Here is an 18,958-nt window from a genome sequence, read left to right on the forward strand (position 1 = left end):
GGCAGGCGCGCGCGAGCGCTTGGGCCGCACGCGGCCGCGCTTGAAAATTGATTCAAAACTGCCTCTAACGCTTATGTATCAAGCGCGAGCAGCTATAAAAAGAGGAGTTTTTGCGACGCCGACACGCAAAGGCGGCGGCGCGAGGCGGGGAGCCTCAGGCGCTCAGGGGCGGAGCGCGGGCATGGAAAGGCGCCGCCCGGCCCGCGCGCGGCACGGGTGCCGGGGTTCTGGCAGGGGGCAGCTGCGGCTGTGCCTGTGCCAGTGCCGGGGCCTGGCCCAGCGCGGCGCCCACCAGCGTCTGCTCGTCCAGCACCTGGCAGTCCGCGGCGCCGTGCCCGGCAAACAGCGCATGCAGGGTGTCCAGGGCCTGTTGCCCGGCGCTTGCCGCATCCCGTGCATGCCCGTCGCCGTGCAAGGCATGCGCCAGCCCCTGCCCCGCGGGCAGGTGCAACACCTGGTGCATGCGCCCGAGTGCGGGCGCGAGCACCAGCGCCAGCAGCAGCCAGGCCAGGGCCAGGCGGCGGCGCAGTTGCAGCATGAGCGCGGGTGTCAGGGACATGCGGGCTGGGCGAAAGGTGCAGTCGTCAGTGGGCGTGCTTCATGCCGCAGTACTTGCCGATCGCCAGGTTCTTGCAGGCGGCCTGCAATTCCTTGCGGCAGGTTTCTTCGCCCTTGCCGGATTCCAGGCACTTGGCAGCGGCCTCGTGCGCCGCGGCCATGGCGCGGTGGCGCTCGATGTCGACCTTGGTCTGCTGCGCGGTGTGCTCCTGCGCGTGCGCGACGGCGGCGCAGCCCAGCAGCAGGGTGGCGAGCCAGGGTTTCATGGGTTGCTTCCTCCAAAGTAACACCGCGCCGCTGTTGCGGCGCGGGCCCGGGAGGATAGCGCAGGAACCCGCGGGGATTCACAAAAAGGCTGCGCGGATGCGCCGCTTTGGGAAGGCGGTGGACCCGCTGGCGGCGACCTGGGCCGCGCAGCGGTCAGGCGCCGGGTTTGAGGTGCCGTGCGAAGGTCTTGCGGAACTTCTCCACCTTCGGCCCCACGACGAAGGCGCAATAGCCCTGGTTGGGGTGGTTGCGGTAGTAGTCTTGGTGGTAGTCCTCCGCGGGCCAGTAGTTCACCAGGGGTGCCACCTCGGTCACCACGGGCGCGCCGAAGAGCTTGTCCTGCCCCATCTGGCGCAGCAGCTCTTCGGCCACGTCCTGGTGTGCGGGGTCGGTGAAGTAGATGGCGCTGCGGTACTGCGTGCCCACATCGTTGCCCTGGCGGTTGAGGGTGGTGGGGTCGTGCGTGGCGAAGAATATCTCCAAGATCTCGCGCACGCCGATCTGCGCAGGGTCGAAGGTCACGCGCACCACCTCGGCGTGGCCGGTCGTGCCGCTGCACACCTGCTCGTAGGTGGGCTCGGCTACGTCGCCATTGGCATAGCCGCTTTGCACGTCGGTCACGCCGCGCACGCGGTCGAACACGGCTTCGGTGCACCAGAAGCACCCGCCGCCGAGGGTGATGGACTGCAGATCGGACATGGGTTGCGCCTCATGAAGGGAATGAAAGCCTCATCATAGAAATGAAGCGAAGGCGCCGTCCCGCGTCTGCCCTTGCGTTGACGGGGGCAAGGCGGGTTGCTATATTACTAACCAGTCAGTCAGTAATTTATGGCCGCCCTCCCCCCAGTCCCCGAATCGCCCGAACCGCCGCGCCGTGGCCGCCGCAAGGAAGCCCGGCCCGGTGAATTGCTGGACGCTGCCCTGGACCTGTTCGTGGAAAAAGGGTTTGCCGCCACCCGGGTGGACGAGGTCGCCGCGCGCGCGGGCGTGTCCAAGGGCACGCTGTTCCTCTACTTCCCCAGCAAGGAAGACCTTTTCAAGGCCGTGGTGCGCAAGAACATTGCGGGCCGCTTCCCTGAATGGGACCTGGAGATGGAAACCTTCGAGGGCACGAGCAGCGAACTGGTGCAGTACTGCTTTCAGACGTGGTGGGAGCGCGTGGGCTCCACCAAGGCCTCGGGCCTGGGCAAGCTCATGCTGAGCGAGGCCAACAACTTCCCGGAGATCGCTGAGTTCTACCGCCGGGAGGTCGTGGAACCCGGCCACCGCCTGATCCGCCGCATCCTGCAGCGCGGCATGGACCGTGGCGAGTTCCGCCCGCTGGATCTGGACCATGCCGTCTACCTGGTGCTGGCGCCCTTGATGTTCCTGATGTTCTCGCAGCCATCGCTGTCGCTGTGCATCCCGAACCCTGACACGTTCTCCGCGCAGGAGTACATCCGCCTGCAGGCCGAGAACGTCTTGCAGGGGCTGTGCGTGCGGCCGACCTAGAATCAGGGGTTTGTCTGAACCACAGTGACCCGCCTCCGGAGTACCCCATGAACATGCCCCTGAACACGTCCGCTGACATTTGCGATCCTACCGAGCAGGCCCGCTACAACATGGTCGAGCAGCAGATCCGCCCGTGGAACGTGCTGGACGAGGCGGTGCTGGAGTTGCTGGCCACCGTGCGCCGCGAAGAGTTCGTGCCTCCGGCCTACCAGGGTGCCGCCTTCATCGACACGCAGATCCCGCTGAACCCCTCGGTGGAAGAAGCCGAGCGCCTGGGGCAGGTGATGCTGGCGCCGCGCGTGGATGCGCGCATGCTGCAGGATCTGCAGGTGCAATCCACCGACCGCGTGCTGGAGATCGGCGCGGGCTCGGGCTACATGGCCGCGCTGCTGGCCGCGCGCGCCGAGCGCGTGGTGTCGCTGGAGATCGTCCCTGAGCTGGCCGAGTTCGCCCGCGAGAACCTGCGCAGTGCCGGCGTGGACAACGCCGAGGTGCGCCAGTCCGACGGCGCGCTGGACCCCATCCCCGATGGTCCGTTCGATGTGATCGTGCTCAGCGGCTCGGTGGCCGAGATTCCCCAGCGCCTGCTGGGCCTGCTGCGCGACGGCGGCCGCCTGGGCGCCTTCGTGGGCCACACGCCGATGATGCGCGCCACGTTCGTGCGCCGCCAAGGTGACCGGTACGAGACCACTCAACCCTGGGATGTGGTGGTGCCGCGCCTGCGCCACTTCCCGGAGCCGACCCGCTTCAAGTTCTGACACCCCTTCAGCGTCCTTCAGGAACCTTTGCATGATCGACCACGTGCGCCCTGCCCAACTGGCCGACTGGCTGACCGCTAACGCCGGCAGCCGCCCGCTGGTACTGGACGTGCGTGAGCCGTGGGAGCTGCAGACCGCCAGCGTGACGCCCCGGGGGTTTGAGCTCGTCGCCATCCCCATGGGGGAGCTGGCCGCACGGCTGGATGAACTGGACCCCGCCCGCCCTGTGGCCTGCTTGTGCCACCACGGCATGCGCAGCCTGCGGGTGGCGGGCTTCCTGGCGCACCGGGGCTTCGACCAGGTGGCCAATATCACGGGCGGCATCGAGGCCTGGTCGCATGAGCGCGACCCGGCGGTGCCCCGGTATTGAGCCACCACGGACGTCGCCCGGCGTGCTGCAGCCTTCCCATTGATCACCGCAGACCTTCCTGAAGAACGCCATGACATCACTGCAACGGTTGCTCTCCGTTTCCCTGGCCGTGGGCGCCTGTGCGCTGGGCGCCCTGCCCGCGCAGGCGCAGAGCCTGTCCACGCTGGTGGAGTGGGCGCGCAGCTATGACGCCCCGTGGCAGGCCGCGCAGGCACAGTTGCAGGCCGCCGACAGCCGCGCCGAGCAGGCGCGCGCAGGACTGCTGCCCAGCGCCGCGCTGAACGGGGGCGTGACCTACGCCCGCACCGACCTGACCCGTGGCCCCCTGCCCCCGCTGGACCTGCACGCCCCTACCCAGACCGTGGGCGTGGTGGCCTCGCAGCCGCTGTACCGGCCGGCCAACCGCATCGGCTTCGAGCAGGGGCAGCGCGGGATCGACATTGCCCGCGCGCAGCGTGACGGGGCCGAGCAGGACCTGCTGGTGCGCGTGAGCCAGGCGTATTTCGATGTGCTGGCCGCCCAGGACACCCTGACCTTCGTGCAGGCCCAAAAGGCCGCCGTGGCTGAGCAACTGGCCGCGGCCAAGCGCAATTTCGAGGTCGGCACCGCCACGGTGACCGACGAGCGCGAGGCCCAGGCGCGGCACGACCTGGTGTCGGCCCAGGAGATCGCGGCCGAGAACGACCTGCACGTCAAGCGCCTGGCACTGGAGCAGACCGTGGGCCGCCCGGGCCTGACCCCGCTGCCCCTGGCCCAGCCGGTGCAGCTGCCCGCGGTGCAGCCGGCCGATGTGAACAGCTGGGTGCACGTCGCGGAAGATCAGCAGCCCCAGGTGCGCCAGGCGGCCATCGCGCTGGACGTGGCGCGTCTGGAAACCGCCAAGGCCGAGACCGGCCACCTGCCCACGGTGGACCTGCAGGCGGGCTACAGCGTGCAGCGCACGCCCAACGGCACCGTCACCATGCCGGGCGTGCACTCCCGCGCCAACGTCGCCAGCGTGGGTGTGGCGCTCAACCTGCCGCTGTTCGCGGGCTTCGCGGTGCAAAACCGGGTGAAGGAAACCCTGTCGCTGGAAGACAAGGCGCGCGCCGACTTGGACCATGCGCGCCGCAACGTGGCCCAGGCCACGCGCGCCGCGTTCTTCGGCGTGCAGTCGGGCCAGAGCCAGGTGCGGGCGCTGCAGGCGGCCGAGGCGTCCACCCAGAGCGCGCTGGAAGCCAACCAGCTGGGCTACGAGGTGGGCGTGCGCATCAACATCGACGTGCTCAACGCCCAGAGCCAGCTCTACCAGACCAAGCGCGACCTGGCCGTGGCGCGCTACAACGTGCTCATGGGCACGCTGCGACTCAAGCAGGCCGCCGGCACCTTGTCCATGGACGACGTGGTGGCGGTGGACAGCCTGCTGAGTCGCTGACACCCTGCGATACCCACCGCTAGTGCTATATAAAAAATAGCTGCTTGCGCTTGGTGGATAAGCGCTAGAGGCCTAAAAGACCATCATTCGCGGTCAAGGTCCGCCGCGTCACCCGTCCGGTTCACGGCATAACGCAGCTCCACCATGCCCGTCCCCAGGGGCTGTGCGTCAAGCAGGCGCAACGCGGTGCCGGGCAGCCGGCGCGGAAACAGCGGCTTGCCCCGTCCCAGCGTGATCGAGCCCACCTGCAGGATCAGCTCGTCCAGCAAGCCAGCGTCGTAGAACTGGCCGGCAAGGTCCCCGCCGCCAACCACCCAGAGGTTCTTCGTCCCCGCGGCCAAGCGCATGGCCGCGTGCACCGGCCGCACGTCGCCCTGCACGAAGCGGATGTCCGCCCCGTCGATGCCCGGCAGGCGGCGCGAGGAGAACACCCAGGCAGGCTGCGTGTAGGGCCAGGCGGAGCCCGTTTCGGCGCGCACGGCGTCCGCGTTGCGCAGCATCCATTCGTAGGTGGATGACCCCATGGCCAGGGCACCCACCTGCGCGATGAAGGCGGGATAGCTGGATTCCTCCAGGCTGCCCAGGGTGAAAAGCCAATCCAGCGAGTCGTCTTCCGTGGCGAGGAAGCCGTCCAGGCTGGTGGCGGTGAAATACTGGGTCTTCATGGACGGTTTATAGCGCGTGGGCCGTCCCGCAAAGCTCTGCAGGGTCAGGGCAGCAACTCGACGCCCAGCGGCCGCACGGCGAGCGCGAACAGGCCGAAGCAGACCACGGTGATGGCTGCGCTGGCCAGTAGGGTCAGGCCGAACCCGATGCGCGGCAGCAGCCAGGGGAAGGCCAAAAACATGGGCAGCGTGGGGACCACGTACCAGAACGTGTACCAGGCGTGGTTGGCGATTTTTTCCTGCGGCTGCTTTTCCACGTACAGCCAGACCAGCGCGAGGAACGTCACCAGCGGCAGCGCCGCCAGCAATGCGCCCAGCTTGTCGCTGCGCTTGGCTGCTTCGGACACGGCGACCACCACCGCCGCGGTGATCAGGTATTTGGTGACGAGCCAGCCCATCGTTTTTATAGTTGGTGCACCACCAGGCGGAATTCTGGGTCGTCCTCGAAGGTGCGCACCTCAAAGCCCAGGCGCCGCATCAGCTTGAGCATGGTCGGGTTGTTGGCCAGCACCAGGCCCTGGATCTCGGCCAGGCCGCGATCGCGCGCCACGTCCATGATGCTGAGCATCAGGCGCGAGCCCAACCCTTTGCCGGCGAAGTCGTCGGCCACCAGCAACGCGAACTCGCAGCTCGTCTGGTCGGGGTTGGTCACGTAGCGCGACACGCCCACGATGCGCTCCTTGTGGCTCACCTCGCCCTCCTCGTCCACCACGCGCTCGCGGTGCACGGCCACCAGGGCCATTTCGCGGTCGTAGTCGATGAGGGTGAAGCGCGCCAGCATCGAAGGCGGCAGTTCGGCCAACTGCGACACGAAGCGGAAGTAGCGGCTCTCGGGCGATAGTTCCTTGACCAGGCGCTGCACCATCTGCGCATCGTCCGGGCGGATCGGTCGCACCAGATACTCACCCCCGCCGCGCAGCGGCCACACCGCCTCATAGCGCGCCGGGTACGGCAGGATGGAGAGGTGGCCGTAGTGCCCGTAGCCGGCTACCTCGCCGCGCGAGCCGCCCTGGGCGGTTTCATGGATGACGATGCGCGCGTCCACGGCCACGGCGCCCTGCTCGTCCACGATCAGGGGGTTGATGTCCATCTCGCGCAGCTGGGGCAGCGCGCAGACCATCTCGGACACGCGCAGCAACACCTGCTCCAGCCCTTCCAGGTCCACGGCGGTGGCGCCGCGCCATTCGCCCAGCGTCTCGGCCACGCGCGAGCGGTCGATGAGCCGCCGCGCCAGGAATTGGTTGAGCGGCGGCAACTCCATCGCGCGATCGTTGATGAGCTCGATCATCGTGCCGCCGGCGCCAAAGGTGATCACCGGGCCGAAGGGCTCGTCGCTGACCAGGCCGATGCAGGTCTCGCGCCCGCGGCGCCCGCGTGCCATCTTCTGCACCGTTACGCCGTTGATGCGCGCACCGGGCTGTACCCGCGCCACACGCTGCACCATGTCGGTGTAGGCATCGCGCGCGGCCGATCCGTTGTGCACATTCAGCGCCACGCCGCCCACGTCGGACTTGTGCGCGATATCGGGCGAATCGATCTTGAGCGCCACGGGGAAGCCGAGCTGCGTGGCGATCATCATCGCCTCGTGGCTGCTGCGCGCCAGCAGCGTCTTGGTCACCGGGATGTGGAAGGCCGCCAGCAGCGTCTTGGACTCCATCTCGGTCAGCACGTTGCGCCGCTCGGCCAGCACGCTCTCGATCACCAGGCGCGCGCCCTCGATGTCGGGCTTGGACAGCGTCGTGAGCGGCGGCGGTGTCTGCTGCAAAAGCTGCTGGTTCTGGTAGAACGAGGCGATGTTGCCGAAGGCGCCCACCGCGGCTTCGGGCGTTCGGAAGGTGGGAATCTGCGCGGCCCGCAGGATGCGGCGCGCCGGCACCACCGAGGCGTCGCCCATCCAGCACGACAGCAAGGGCTTGGAGGCCAGGCGCTTGGCATCGGCCAGCACGGTGGCCACGGCTTCGGCGTCGGCGCCCGCCTTGGGCGAGAAGATGGCCAGCAGGCCATCGATCTGCTTGTCACGGAACGCCGCCTCCAGCGCCAGGCGATAGTGCTCCGGCCCCGCTTCTTCCGACAGATCGATCAGGTCGGCCAGCGAGGCCAGCGGCGGCAGCTTGGGTGCCAACGCAGCGCAGGTCTCGGGCGAAAAGCGGCCCAGGTCCAGGCCGATCTCGTTCTCCCAGTCGGCCGCCAGCACGCCGGGGCCGCCGCCGTTGGTGATGATGGCCAGGCGCTTGCCTACGGGCCGGTAGCGCGAGGCCAGGCACTTGGCCGCCGAGAACAGCTCCACGAACGAGCGCACGCGCACGGCGCCCGCGCGGCGCAGCGCGGCGTCGAACACATCGTCGCTGCCCACGATGGCGGCGCTGTGCGTCTGCGCCGCCTCGTTGCCTGCAGGCTTGCGCCCCGCCTTGAGCACCACCACGGGCTTGGCATAGGCCGCCGATCGCAGGGCGCTCATGAATCGGCGCGCATTCTGGATGCCTTCCATGTAGACCACGATGCTCTGCGTGCGCGCATCGTTGGCCAGGAAGTCCAGCGCCTCGCTCAGCCCCACGTCGGTGTGCGGGCCCAGCGAAATCACGCTGGAAAAGCCCACCGCGTTGTTGCTGGCCCAGTCCAGGATGGACGAGGTGAGCGCGCCCGACTGACACACCAGCGCCAGCGACCCCTCGCGCGCCAGCGGCCCCGCGGCGCTGGCATTCAATTGCAGCGACGGCCGCTGCATGCCCAGCGAATTGGGCCCCAGCAGGTGGATGCCCTCGCGACGCGCGATCTTGCGCAGCTGCTCGGCCAGTTGCGCATCCACGCCGTTGGACAGCACCAGTGCCGAGCGGCAGTTGATGCGCCCCGCTACCTCCAGCGCGGCGGGCAGGTCCTGCGGCGGCTGGGCGATGATGGCCAGGTCCGCACGCGTCTGCGCCAGGTCGGCCAGCGTGCCGCTGGTATGGATGTCCAGGTAGGTGAGCGTGCCCGTGAAGCGCTGGGCGGCCAGCGCCTCGCGCAGCACCTTGGCCTGGGGCGTGTGCGTATCGGGCGCATCGGCGTTGCCGGCCAGCACGACGATGGAGCTGGGCGTGAACAGGGGCGTGAGGTAGTGCTTGTCCATCATGATGGAGCGATTCTCTGCCATCCCGGCATTGCTTGGCGAGACAGGCAACGCCGGCGGCTTGCGCTGTGTCAGCGCCCTCGCAGTCGTGGTCGCAGTCGTGATCGCAGGAAACGCGGGCGGACCGCTCAGTCGGGACGGTCGTCCACGGCCTCGCGCAGGCGCTGCAGGACGGCCAGGGCCGTGTCCAGGGCCGCGCCGCGGTGCTCCTCGGTGAATGCCACGCAGCGCTCGGACAGCGCCATCCGCCGCTGCGGGTCCTGCGCCAGGGCGGTCGCGGCGGCCACGCCCTCGGCCATGTCGGCCACGCGCAGCGCGGCGCCGGCGTCGATGGCCAGGCGCGCGGCCTCGGCAAAGTTGAACGTGTGCGGGCCCATGACCACAGGGCAGCCGCCTGCCGCGGCCTCGATGAGATTCTGCCCGCCCAGCGGCGCAAAGCTGCCTCCCAGCAGCGCCACGTGGGCCAGGCCGTAATACAGCGCCATCTCGCCCAGCGAGTCGCCCAGCCACACATCGGCGCTGTCCGGCTGCGCGGTCCACTGGCTGCGCCGCGACACGCGCAGGCCGGCGGCCTCGCACAGGCGCTGCACCTCGTCAAAACGCTGGGGGTGGCGCGGGACCACCAACCACTGCACGGATTGATTTACTCCTGAATCAATAGCTGCTGGCGCTTGAATGGCGGGCGCTAGAGGCGTTTTTTGCTTCAAAACCTCCAGCCACATGGCCTCTTCGCCCTCGCGGCTGCTGGCAAGCAGCACCACCGGTCGGGCGCTGGCGGCGCGCCACGCGCGGCCCTGCGCCTGCAGGGCGGGTGACGGCACCACGTCGAACTTCAGGTTGCCGAAGACTCCTGCCACATGCGCGCCCACGTCGCGCAGCCGGGCGGCGTCGTCCTCGGTCTGCGCCCACACGGCCGACAGGCCGGCGTAGGCCGGGCGCGACAGCCAGCCCAGCCGGCGCGCGCCGGCGCGCGACTTTTCGTTGAGCCGCGCGTTGGCCAGCACCAGCGGGATGCGCCGCCTGCGGCAGGCCGCGACGAGGTTGGGCCAGATCTCCGTCTCCATGAGGATGCCGATGGACGGGCGGAACTGCCGCAGAAAGCGCCGCACGGCCCCGGGCGTGTCCCAGGGCTGCCACACCTGCACGTCGCCGGGCAGCAGCAGCTTTTCGCCCTCGGCCCGGCCCGTGGCCGTGCCGTGGGTGAGCAGCAGGCGCATGCCGGGCAGCAGCGGGCGCAGTTCCTTCAGCAGGATGGCCGCCGCGCGTGTCTCCCCCAGGGAGACGGCGTGGATCCAGATGAACTGCTCGTCGGCCTCGGTCTCCGATGACGGCGACAGGCTGTCCATGGGCGGCGGGTAGTGGCCGAAGCGCTCGGGCACGGCCACGGCGTAGCCGGGCTCGGTGAGCGCACGGCGGCGCAGCTTGCGCATCAGCAGCGGCGTGGCCAGCCACACGGCCAGGCTGTAGAGCCACAGTATGAGCTGGTGCATGCCGCCCGCGCTGCCCGCGATCAGTGCGCGGCGCCGCCCACCTGGGCGCCGGGCTTCACGCGTTCCAGCAGCGCCAGCATGGCGGCTTCGATGCGCTGCAGCGCGGCGTCGGTGTGGCCCTCGAAGCGCAGCACCAGCACCGGCGTGGTGTTGCTGGCGCGGATCAGGCCAAAGCCATCGGGCCAGTCCACGCGCAGGCCGTCGATGGTGCTGATGCGGGCCGGCGCCGCAAACGCGTCGGCCGCCAGCGCCTGCAACTCGGCCGTCAGGCGATGGGGCTCGCCCTCCTCGCAATGCACGTTGAGTTCGGGCGTGGAATGGCTTGTGGGCAGGGCGTTCAGCACGGCGCTGGGGTCGGCATGGCGGCTCAGGATTTCCAGCAGGCGGCAGCCTGCATACGTGCCGTCGTCAAAACCGAACCAGCGTTCCTTGAAGAAGATGTGGCCGCTCATCTCGCCGCCCAGGGGCGCGTCCAGCTCTTTCATGCGTGCCTTGATGAGCGAATGGCCGGTCTTGTACATCTGCGGCTGGCCGCCCGCGGCCTCGATGGCGGGCGCCAGCCGCTGCGTGCACTTCACGTCGAACAGGATGGGTGCGCCCGGCACGCGCGAGAGCACATCCTGGGCGAACAGCATCATCTGCCGGTCGGGGAAGATGTTCTGGCCGTCCTTGGTCACGATGCCCAGGCGGTCGCCGTCGCCGTCGAAGGCCAGGCCCAGTTCGGCGTCGCTGCTCTTCAAGGCCTCGATCACGTCGCGCAGGTTGTCGGGCTTGCTGGGGTCGGGGTGGTGGTTGGGGAAGTTGCCGTCCACCTCCGAAAACAGCTCGATCACCTCACAGCCCAATGCACGGAAGATGCCGGGCGCCGACGCGCCGGCGATGCCGTTGCCGCTGTCCACCACGATCTTCATGGGCCGCGCGAGCTTCACGTCGCCCACGATGCGTTGCACGTAGGCGGGCAGCACGTCCTCATGGCGCACGTGGCCCCCTTCGCGCAACTGCCAGCTCTGCTGCTCCATGGTGCGGCGTAACTGCTGGATTTCCTCGCCGTAGATCGCGCGACCGGCCAGCACCATCTTGAAGCCGTTGTAGTCCTTGGGGTTGTGGCTGCCCGTGACCTGGATGCCGCTGGCGCACAGCGTGCTGGCCGCGAAGTACAGCAGGGGCGTGGTGCTCATGCCGATGTCGATGACCTCAATGCCCGCGTCCACCAGGCCCTGGATCAGCGCGGCCGAGAGTGCCGGGCCCGACAGGCGCCCGTCGCGTCCCACGGCCACCGTACGCTCGCCCTGCGCGAGTGCGGCGGTGCCAAAGGCCCGGCCGAGGGCACGGGCCACGTCGTCGTTGAGCGTGCTGGGCACGATGCCGCGGATGTCGTAGGCCTTGAAGATCGCGGGAGAAAGCTGCACAGGGGATTCCTTGGAGATAAGGGGCGGGACCGGGAGGTCCGCCGTCCAGGCAAGGCCGGCAGGAAGGCCGGCAGGAAGGCGGGAATTGTAGGCCCGGACCGGGCGCGCCCCTGTCAGCCGGGGACCCCCCTGAGGCAGGCCAGGCGCATGTCCGAAAACGGCCAGTAGAACGGCTGCGCGTGCCTATCATGGCCCCATGCCCGACGTTCTTCATTCCCCTGCTCCACCCGCCAGCACCGCCTCTGCGGCGGACGACGACGAGGCCCGCTACCTGGCCCTGCGGGCCCGGGATGCGCGTTTTGACGGACGGTTCTTCACCGGCGTGACCTCCACCGGAGTCTACTGCCGTCCCGTCTGTGCCGTACGCACGCCCCGGCGCGAAAACTGCCGTTTTTTTACGCTGGCGGCGCAGGCCGAGAGTGCCGGCTTTCGCCCCTGCCTGCGCTGCCGGCCCGAGCTGGCGCCGCAGGCGCTGGCCTGGTCGGTGCAGGACGCATCGGGCATCCTCGTGCGCCAGGCGCTGCGGATGCTGGATGCGCCGCAGTCCTGGGGCGCGTGCGAAAGTGGCGCCGTGGTCGCGCAGCTGGCTGCGCGCCTGGGCGTGAGCGACCGGCACCTGCGCCGCATCTTCGAGGCCGCGCTGGGCATCTCGCCGTTGCAGTACCTGCAGACGCGCCGTCTGCTGGCGGCCAAGCAGTTGCTGACCGATACCGATCTGCCCGTCACCCAGGTGGCGCTGGCCAGCGGGTTTGCCAGCGTGCGCCGCTTCAACGCGGCTTTCAATACCCACTACGGACTCAATCCCACCCAGTTGCGCCGGCAAGGCGCCGCACCCGATGGGGTGCAGGCAGGCGCCCGTGCAGTGCGTCTGGGCCTGCGCCCGCCCTACGACACGGCCGCGCTGATGGGCTTTCTGGCGGCGCGGCAGATCCATGGCATGGAGAGCATCCGCACCGGGCCGGGGGCGCAGGTTCTGCGCAGAACGGTGCGGCTGGCAAGCGCGGGCACCGTTTTCACCGGCTGGCTGGAAGCCGGCTTCGATGACGGGCGCCCCCAGCTGTGGCTGCGCGTCAGCGACGGCCTGCAGCCCGTGCTGCCGCAGCTTATCGCGCGGGTGCGCGCATTGTTCGACCTGGACGCGGACCCGCAGGCCATCAACGCGGTGCTGCACCCCTCCTTCCCGGAGGGCGACGGTCTGCGTGTGCCGGGCGCGTTCGACGGCTTCGAGCTGGCGGTGCGCGCCGTGCTGGGCCAGCAGATCACGGTGGCCGCCGCGCGCACGCTGGCGCAGCGGCTGGTGGAACGCTTTGGCGAGCCCATCGCCACGCCATGGCCGGACCTGCATCGGCTGTTTCCCACACCGGCCGCTCTGGCCGGGGCAGAAGGGGACGCACTGGGCAGCCTGGGCATCGTGCGCCAGCGGCAGGCCGCCATCGTGGCGCTTGCGCAGGCCGTGGACGCGGGAACGCTGCTGCTGGATGCCAGCGCCGACGTACCCGCCACGCTGGACGCGCTGCGTGCGCTGCCCGGTATTGGCGACTGGACGGCGCAGTACATCGCCATGCGCGCCCTGCGCTGGCCCGACGCCTTTCCGGCCGGGGACGTGGCGCTGCACAAGGCGCTGGGCGTGCAGGGCCAGCCGCAACCCGCGCGCGCCGCCACCGAAGCAGCGCGCGCCTGGCGCCCCTGGCGCAGCTATGGCGTGCTGCGCGCGTGGAGTGGTTTGGCTCTGGCGCTATCAGACCAATAGCTGCCGGCGCTGGGTGCGCCTGCGCAAAAGGCAAATTTCGCGTTTAATGAAGGATTCACCATGCAATACCCCCGCGACACCGTGCAAAGCCGCATCGCAACGGCCCTGGGCGACGTGCGCCTGGCCGCCAGCGCGAAAGGCCTGGTCGGGCTCTGGTTCGACGGCCAGCGCCACCAGCCCGCGCAACTGGATGCCGCGCCCGCGTGGCCCACAGACGATGCGCATCCCGTGCTGCGCGGGGCGGCCCAGCAACTGCAGCAGTTTCTGCGGGGCGAACGCACGCGGTTCGATCTGCCGCTGGACCTGTCGGGCGGCACACCCTTCCAGCAGGCCGTGTGGCAGGCGTTGCTGGCCATTCCGCACGGCGCCACCACCAGCTATGGCGCGCTGGCACGCCAGATCGGCCGGCCTACCGCGGTGCGTGCCGTGGGCGCTGCCGTGGGGCGCAACCCCCTCAGCGTCGTCGTGCCCTGCCACCGCGCCGTCGGCAGTGCGGGCGCCCTCACCGGCTACGCGGGTGGGCTGCCGCGCAAGAAGGCACTGCTGGCGCTGGAGTCGGGCCCGCAAGCCCGCGCCATTCCCTTCACCCCTCTATTGAATTTCGCATGACAGCACCACACACCAGCGCTGAAGCCCTCTCCCCCCCCGCGCCCGCCTGGGTGGGCGAGTTCGTGCTGCTGTCCAGCCTGTGGGGGGCGTCGTTCCTCTTCATGCGCCTGGGCGCGGCCGAGTTCGGCCCGCTGCCCATGGCCGGGCTGCGCGTGCTGATGGCGGCCCTGTTCCTCTGGCCCTTCCTGCTGCACCGGGGCGAATGGCCCGCGCTGCGGCGCCACTGGCGGCCCGTGCTGTTCGCCGGGCTCATCAACTCGGCGATTCCGTTCGCGCTGTTCGCCTGGGCTGTGATGCACATAGCCACCGGGCTGACATCGATTCTCAATGCCACGGTGCCGCTGTTCGGCGCGCTGGTGGCCTGGCTGTGGCTGGGCGACCGCATCAGCCGGCTGCGCTGGGCGGGGCTGGCGCTGGGCTTCGTCGGCGTGGCGCTGCTGGCCTGGCGCGCACCGGCTGGCGTGGGCGCCAGCGGCAGTCAGGCGGGCTGGGCCATCGCGGCGTGCCTGCTGGCGTCCACCTGCTATGCGGTGGCCGCCAGTTACGCACGGCGCTACCTGGTGGGCATTCCGCCACTGGCCACGGCCACGGGCAGCCAGGTGGGCGCGGCGCTCGGGCTGGCCCTGCCCATGTGGTGGGCCTGGCCCGCGCAGACGCCGAGCCTGCGCGCCTGGGCGGCCATCGCCGCCATTGCCGTGCTGTGCACGGGCATTGCGTACATCCTCTACTTTCGCCTGATTGCCAATGCCGGCCCCAGCCGGGCGCTGGCCGTGACTTTCCTGGCGCCCGTGTTCGCAGTGTTCTACGGCGCGGTGTTTCTGGGCGAAGCGGTGACGCCGTGGATGCTGGGCTGCGGCGTGGTCATTGCGTGCGGCACGGCGCTCTCCACGGGGTTGGTGGGCGGCGCGGTGCGGCCGGGTACAAAGGCGCCCTGACGCGCCGCGGCAGGGTTTCACCCGACGCCTGCGGGTCCGCTGCGCGACGCGCGGCACGCACATGGACCGCCGGGCGCAATACACTCTGAAACATGTCGCCTTGCGCCCTCGCCGTATTCCCTGCCGTTGCACGCATCCCCGGGCCGCGGCCCGCGGGCGCTGCGCCATTGCGCCAGGACGGCGGGGACCGCAGGGGCGACCAGCGCGCGGATGCACAGGAGGGATATGCCCACTGAGGTGTTCCTCTCTGGCATCGTGCACCTGCTGCTGATCGCCGGGGCGACCGCGCTGCCGCAATCCGTCCTGCTGCAACCCTCGCGCGGCGTGCGCATCGCGCTGGGCCTGGTGGCCGGGGCTGCGTCGACGCTGGTGGCCCTGCAGGGCATGCCGCTAGACGCGCCCGGGGTGGCGTACATCCACCCGCCCATCATCGTTTCCGCCGCGTTCCTGTTCGGGCCGTTGTGCGGTGGCGTGGCCGCAGTGGCTGCGCTGGCCAGCGGCTGGCTGGACGCGCCGGCCCACTGGGGCGCCATGATCAGCCTGTCCGCGGCCTGTTGGCTGATGGGCTGCCTGGCGTGGCTGCTGGGGCGCTCGACACGCTTGACGGCGATATCGCTGGTGGTCGCGCTCACCGTGCTGGTGCCGCCCGCGCTGCTGCCCTGGACCGAGACGGCCAGCGCCCTCGCCGCGCAGGGGGGATCGGCCCCGTGGCAGGGCATCCCCTGGCGCTACGCCTTCGGCGTGGTGGCGCTGTGCGGCGCCGTCGAGCTGCTGCGCGCGCGGGCCCGGTCGCTGCAGACGCTGGGACAGCACGAGGACGAGCTGCTGCGCGTGCTCAAGGCCTCGGGCGGCGGGCGCTGGGAATGGGATCTGCGCAACAGCCGCTTTACCTACCACGGGCGCTTTTACCGGGCTTTCGGCCTGGCCAACAGCCCCGACGACGAGGACTTCACACCGCTGCGCGCCTTCGATGTGCGCGAGTCATGGCAACGCTGGAACGCCCGGCGCCACCCCGACGACCGCGAGCGCCTGGGCGCGTACCTGCAGCGCGTGCAGGACGGACTGGAAGAGAGCTTCCATGCAGAGTCGCGCATGCGCGATGACGAGGGCCACTGGCGCTGGGTGGTCTCGCGCGGGCACGCGGTGGAGCGCGACTCCGCCGGCCGGGTCCTGCGCATGGCCGGCATTGACCTGGACATCACCGAGCACCACGAGATGCGCGACGCGCTGCGCGTGTCCGAAGCCAAATACACCACCGTCTACCAGACACTGCCCGACGCCGCGGGCATCACCCGCCTGTCCGACGGGTGCTACCTGGACGTGAACCCTGCGTTCGAGCGGTTGCTGGGCAAGCCGCGCGACCAGATTTTGGGGCGTTCGTCCATGGAACTGGGCGTGTGGGGCGACACGCAGGAGCGCGCCCGCCTCACCGAAGCGCTGCGCAATCAGGGCGAGGTCCGCGGCCTGCCGATGACGGCGCTGCGCGACGGCGCCGAAGTGCCGGGCCTCATGTCGGGACGGGTGTCGCGCATTGAGGGCGAGGACTGCCTGGTCTTCGTGTTCCACGACATGACGCAGGAGCGCCGTGTGCGCGATGAATTGCTCGCCGCCAACCGCCTGCTGCGCCAGGCGGGCTGGATGGCGCGGCTGGGCGTGTGGGAGGAAGAGCCGGGCAAGGGCATCACCTATTGGTCCGACGTGTGCTTCGACATCCACGGGCTGGACCCAGGCACGCCGCTGCCGCGCGACTACGTGCAGCAGTTCGTCGCACCCGCCTGGCGGGAAGCCATGCACGCAGCCCTGCGCGACTGCCTGCGCAAGCGCACTGTGTGGAGCCAGGAAATCGAGATCGTGCGCGCCGATGGGCGCCTGGTCTGGGTGCGCGTGCGCGGGGAGCCCATCATCGAGGGCGACCGCGTGGTGCGCGTGCGCGGCATCCTGCAGGACATCGACGAGCCGCGCCGCGCGGCGCAGCGGCTGCGTTCTTCCGAAGAACGGCTGGCGCGCATCTTCCAGCTGCTGCCCTACCCGCTGGGGTTCTCGCGCCGCGAGGACGGCACCTACCTCGACGTGAATCCGGCGTGGGAGCAGGCCCTGGGCTACACCCGCCAGGAAGCCGTGGGGCGCACGGTGGTGGAACTGGGCATCTACTCCGCCCCCACCCGCGCGGCGCTGCTGGAGGCGGCGACGGCCGAAGGGCAGCTTGTGGGCTACGAGCTGGAACTGACCACGCGCGGCGGCGACAAGCGCACCGTGCTGCAGTCCATGAGCCCCATCGAAGTGAACGGCGAGGCCTGCTGGCTGTTCGGCCTGCACGACATCACCGAGCGCAAGCAGACCGAACAGCGCGTACGCGAACGCGAGGAACTGCTGTCGCTCACCATCGCGGCGGCGGCGCTTGGCCTGTGGGACTGGAACCTGCACAGCGGCGAAGTCACGGGCGACGCGCGCTGGCGCGCCATGTACGGGCTGGCGCCCGTGGAGCTCGGGGCCAGCGCCGCCGTGCACTGGGCGTCGGGTATCACGCCGGAAGACATCGACGTGGTCACCCAGGAACTGCAGCGCCACCTGCAGGAGCCGCACAAGCCGTTCGACGTGACCTGCGAGGTGCTTGCCCCCCAGGGCGACGGCCGCTGGATCCGCAGCGTGGGCAAGGTGGTGGCGTACGACGCCGCCGGGCAGCCCGCGCGCATGGTGGGCATGTCCATCGACGTGAGCAGCCAGCGCGCGCAGGAGCGGCAACTGGAGCGCATGGCCCATTACGACGCACTCACCGGCCTGCCCAACCGGGTGATGCTGGAGCGGCGGCTGCGCGCAGGCATGGAGCACAGCCGTGCGCGCGGCCAGCAATTGGGCGTGGCCTACCTGGACCTGGACGGCTTCAAGCCCGTCAACGACCGCCTGGGCCACGCGGCGGGCGACCGGCTGCTGGTGGTGGTGGCCGAGCGGCTCAAGCGCGCCCTGCGCCTGACCGACTCGGTGGCGCGGCTGGGCGGAGACGAGTTCGTGATCCTGCTGTCGGGCTTGGCCCATGCCGAGGAATGCGAGCGGCGCCTGCACACGGTGATGGAAAGCGTCGCGGCCCCGTACACGCTGGACGGCGAGCGCGTGCTGGTCACCGCCAGCATCGGCTACACCCTCTACCCCGACGATGAGGCCGACGCCGACACCCTGTTGCGCCATGCCGACCAGGCCATGTATGCGGCCAAGCAGGCGGGGCGCAACCGCTTCCATGGCTTTGACGCTGCCGAGGAGCGCGCCCGGCAACTGCGGCGCGAGCAGTGCGGCGAACTGCTGCGCGCGCTGCAGCGTGGCGAACTGACACTGTTCCTGCAGCCCAAAGTGGACATGCGGCTGGGCACCGTGGTGGGGGCCGAGGCCCTGGCCCGCTGGCAGCACCCCGAGCGCGGCCTGCTGTCGCCCGTGCATTTCCTGCACCTCATCGAAGGGCACACCGAGCTGCAGATGCGTTTTGGCGAATGGGTGGTGGACACCGCGCTGCAGCAGATCGCCCGCCTGATGGCACAGGGTCTGGAACTGCCCGTCAGCATCAACATCACGCCCGAGCACCTGCACCGCCGGGGCTTTGCGGACTGGATGGCGTTGCGCCTGGCGCAGCACCCCGCGGTGACGGCGCGGCTGCTGGCCATCGAGCTCACCGAAAGCGCCGCGCTCTACGACATCGACCACGTGGCGCGGGAGCTGACCAGACTGCGCGCGCTGGGCATGCAGATCTCGTTCGACGACTTCGGCACGGGCTACTCGTCGCTGGCGTACCTGCGCCGCCTGCCCATGGACCACCTCAAGCTGGACCGCAGCTTTGTCGCCGGCATGCTGGGCGATGCGGGCGACCGGGCCATCGTGCAGGGCGTGATCGGCCTGGCGCATTCCTTTGGCTGCGGCATCGTGGCCGAAGGGGTGGAAACGGTGGAGCAAGGCCTGGCGCTGCTGCAGATGGGCTGCCACCATGCGCAGGGCTACTGCATCGCCATGCCCATGCCCGTGGAGCAGTTCATGGACTGGGCGAAGGCCTGGCAGGCCCCCGCACCATGGCGCGCCACAAGCCAGGCCGCCGCGCCCGTACCACCGGCGGCGGCGATAGCCGCTTGATGGCGTATCGAATCAAGCAATAAAAA

Annotated in this window: 16 protein-coding genes; 8 read left to right on the plus strand and 8 right to left on the minus strand. The window is 69.8% G+C overall.

Annotated elements, in window-relative coordinates; translation table 11 throughout:
* Positions 1–154 precede the first annotated feature (154 nt).
* From QY917_RS05490 to msrA, 3 genes are all read right to left on the minus strand, one after another.
* Positions 155–559 carry a hypothetical protein gene (locus QY917_RS05490; RefSeq protein WP_123676705.1) on the minus strand — a complete coding sequence of 135 codons (405 nt, stop codon included), beginning with the start codon at positions 557–559 and terminating at the stop codon, positions 155–157.
* A gap of 25 nt (positions 560–584) precedes the next feature.
* Positions 585–824: a hypothetical protein gene (locus QY917_RS05495; protein WP_015913363.1), complete on the minus strand. Its 240-nt coding sequence runs from the start codon at positions 822–824 to the stop codon at positions 585–587.
* A 154-nt stretch (positions 825–978) separates the two neighbouring features.
* The gene (gene msrA, locus QY917_RS05500) at positions 979–1,524 is read right to left on the minus strand and encodes a peptide-methionine (S)-S-oxide reductase MsrA (protein ID WP_011805273.1); all 546 of its coding nucleotides are present in this window, start codon (positions 1,522–1,524) and stop codon (positions 979–981) included.
* 129 nt (positions 1,525–1,653) lie between these two features.
* On the opposite strand from msrA, the gene QY917_RS05505 reads away from it, so the two are divergent.
* The 4 genes from QY917_RS05505 (at position 1,654) to QY917_RS05520 (ending at position 4,858) form a co-directional block, all read left to right on the plus strand.
* Positions 1,654–2,316: a TetR/AcrR family transcriptional regulator gene (locus QY917_RS05505; RefSeq protein WP_123676706.1), complete on the plus strand. Its 663-nt coding sequence runs from the start codon at positions 1,654–1,656 to the stop codon at positions 2,314–2,316.
* A 47-nt stretch (positions 2,317–2,363) separates the two neighbouring features.
* The gene (locus QY917_RS05510) at positions 2,364–3,074 is read left to right on the plus strand and encodes a protein-L-isoaspartate O-methyltransferase (protein ID WP_088886760.1); all 711 of its coding nucleotides are present in this window, start codon (positions 2,364–2,366) and stop codon (positions 3,072–3,074) included.
* 31 nt (positions 3,075–3,105) lie between these two features.
* Positions 3,106–3,444 carry a rhodanese-like domain-containing protein gene (locus QY917_RS05515; RefSeq protein WP_123676707.1) on the plus strand — a complete coding sequence of 113 codons (339 nt, stop codon included), beginning with the start codon at positions 3,106–3,108 and terminating at the stop codon, positions 3,442–3,444.
* 70 nt (positions 3,445–3,514) lie between these two features.
* A complete protein-coding gene (locus tag QY917_RS05520; protein WP_123676708.1) occupies positions 3,515–4,858 on the plus strand; it encodes a TolC family outer membrane protein in 1,344 nt (447 codons plus the stop codon).
* A gap of 83 nt (positions 4,859–4,941) precedes the next feature.
* On the opposite strand, the gene QY917_RS05525 is transcribed toward QY917_RS05520, so the two are convergent.
* The 5 genes from QY917_RS05525 to QY917_RS05545 form a co-directional block, all read right to left on the minus strand.
* Positions 4,942–5,523: a dihydrofolate reductase family protein gene (locus tag QY917_RS05525; RefSeq protein ID WP_123676709.1), complete on the minus strand. Its 582-nt coding sequence runs from the start codon at positions 5,521–5,523 to the stop codon at positions 4,942–4,944.
* 44 nt (positions 5,524–5,567) lie between these two features.
* Positions 5,568–5,921, minus strand: coding sequence for a DUF3147 family protein (locus QY917_RS05530; protein ID WP_011805267.1), 354 nt, complete (start codon positions 5,919–5,921; stop codon positions 5,568–5,570).
* 5 nt (positions 5,922–5,926) lie between these two features.
* Positions 5,927–8,632, minus strand: coding sequence for a bifunctional acetate--CoA ligase family protein/GNAT family N-acetyltransferase (locus tag QY917_RS05535; protein WP_015913357.1), 2,706 nt, complete (start codon positions 8,630–8,632; stop codon positions 5,927–5,929).
* A 125-nt stretch (positions 8,633–8,757) separates the two neighbouring features.
* Positions 8,758–10,119, minus strand: a complete 1,362-nt coding sequence (locus QY917_RS05540; protein ID WP_123676710.1) for a 3-deoxy-D-manno-octulosonic acid transferase — start codon at positions 10,117–10,119, stop codon at positions 8,758–8,760.
* A 20-nt stretch (positions 10,120–10,139) separates the two neighbouring features.
* A complete protein-coding gene (locus tag QY917_RS05545) occupies positions 10,140–11,528 on the minus strand; it encodes a phosphomannomutase/phosphoglucomutase (RefSeq protein WP_123676711.1) in 1,389 nt (462 codons plus the stop codon).
* 196 nt (positions 11,529–11,724) lie between these two features.
* On the opposite strand from QY917_RS05545, the gene QY917_RS05550 reads away from it, so the two are divergent.
* From QY917_RS05550 to QY917_RS05565, 4 genes are all read left to right on the plus strand, one after another.
* Positions 11,725–13,278, plus strand: coding sequence for a DNA-3-methyladenine glycosylase 2 family protein (locus QY917_RS05550; protein WP_123676712.1), 1,554 nt, complete (start codon positions 11,725–11,727; stop codon positions 13,276–13,278).
* A gap of 60 nt (positions 13,279–13,338) precedes the next feature.
* Entirely contained in the window at positions 13,339–13,887 is a 549-nt protein-coding gene (locus tag QY917_RS05555) for a methylated-DNA--[protein]-cysteine S-methyltransferase (RefSeq protein ID WP_123676713.1), read from the plus strand.
* Positions 13,884–14,822, plus strand: a complete 939-nt coding sequence (locus QY917_RS05560) for a DMT family transporter (RefSeq protein ID WP_123676714.1) — start codon at positions 13,884–13,886, stop codon at positions 14,820–14,822. Before QY917_RS05555 ends, QY917_RS05560 begins: the two co-directional genes overlap by 4 nt.
* A 225-nt stretch (positions 14,823–15,047) precedes the next feature.
* Positions 15,048–18,932: an EAL domain-containing protein gene (locus tag QY917_RS05565; RefSeq protein ID WP_123676715.1), complete on the plus strand. Its 3,885-nt coding sequence runs from the start codon at positions 15,048–15,050 to the stop codon at positions 18,930–18,932.
* The last annotated feature ends 26 nt before the right edge of the window (positions 18,933–18,958 follow it).

The organism is Diaphorobacter sp. C33 (assembly GCF_030503915.1).
GTDB lineage: Bacteria > Pseudomonadota > Gammaproteobacteria > Burkholderiales > Burkholderiaceae_C > Diaphorobacter > Diaphorobacter nitroreducens.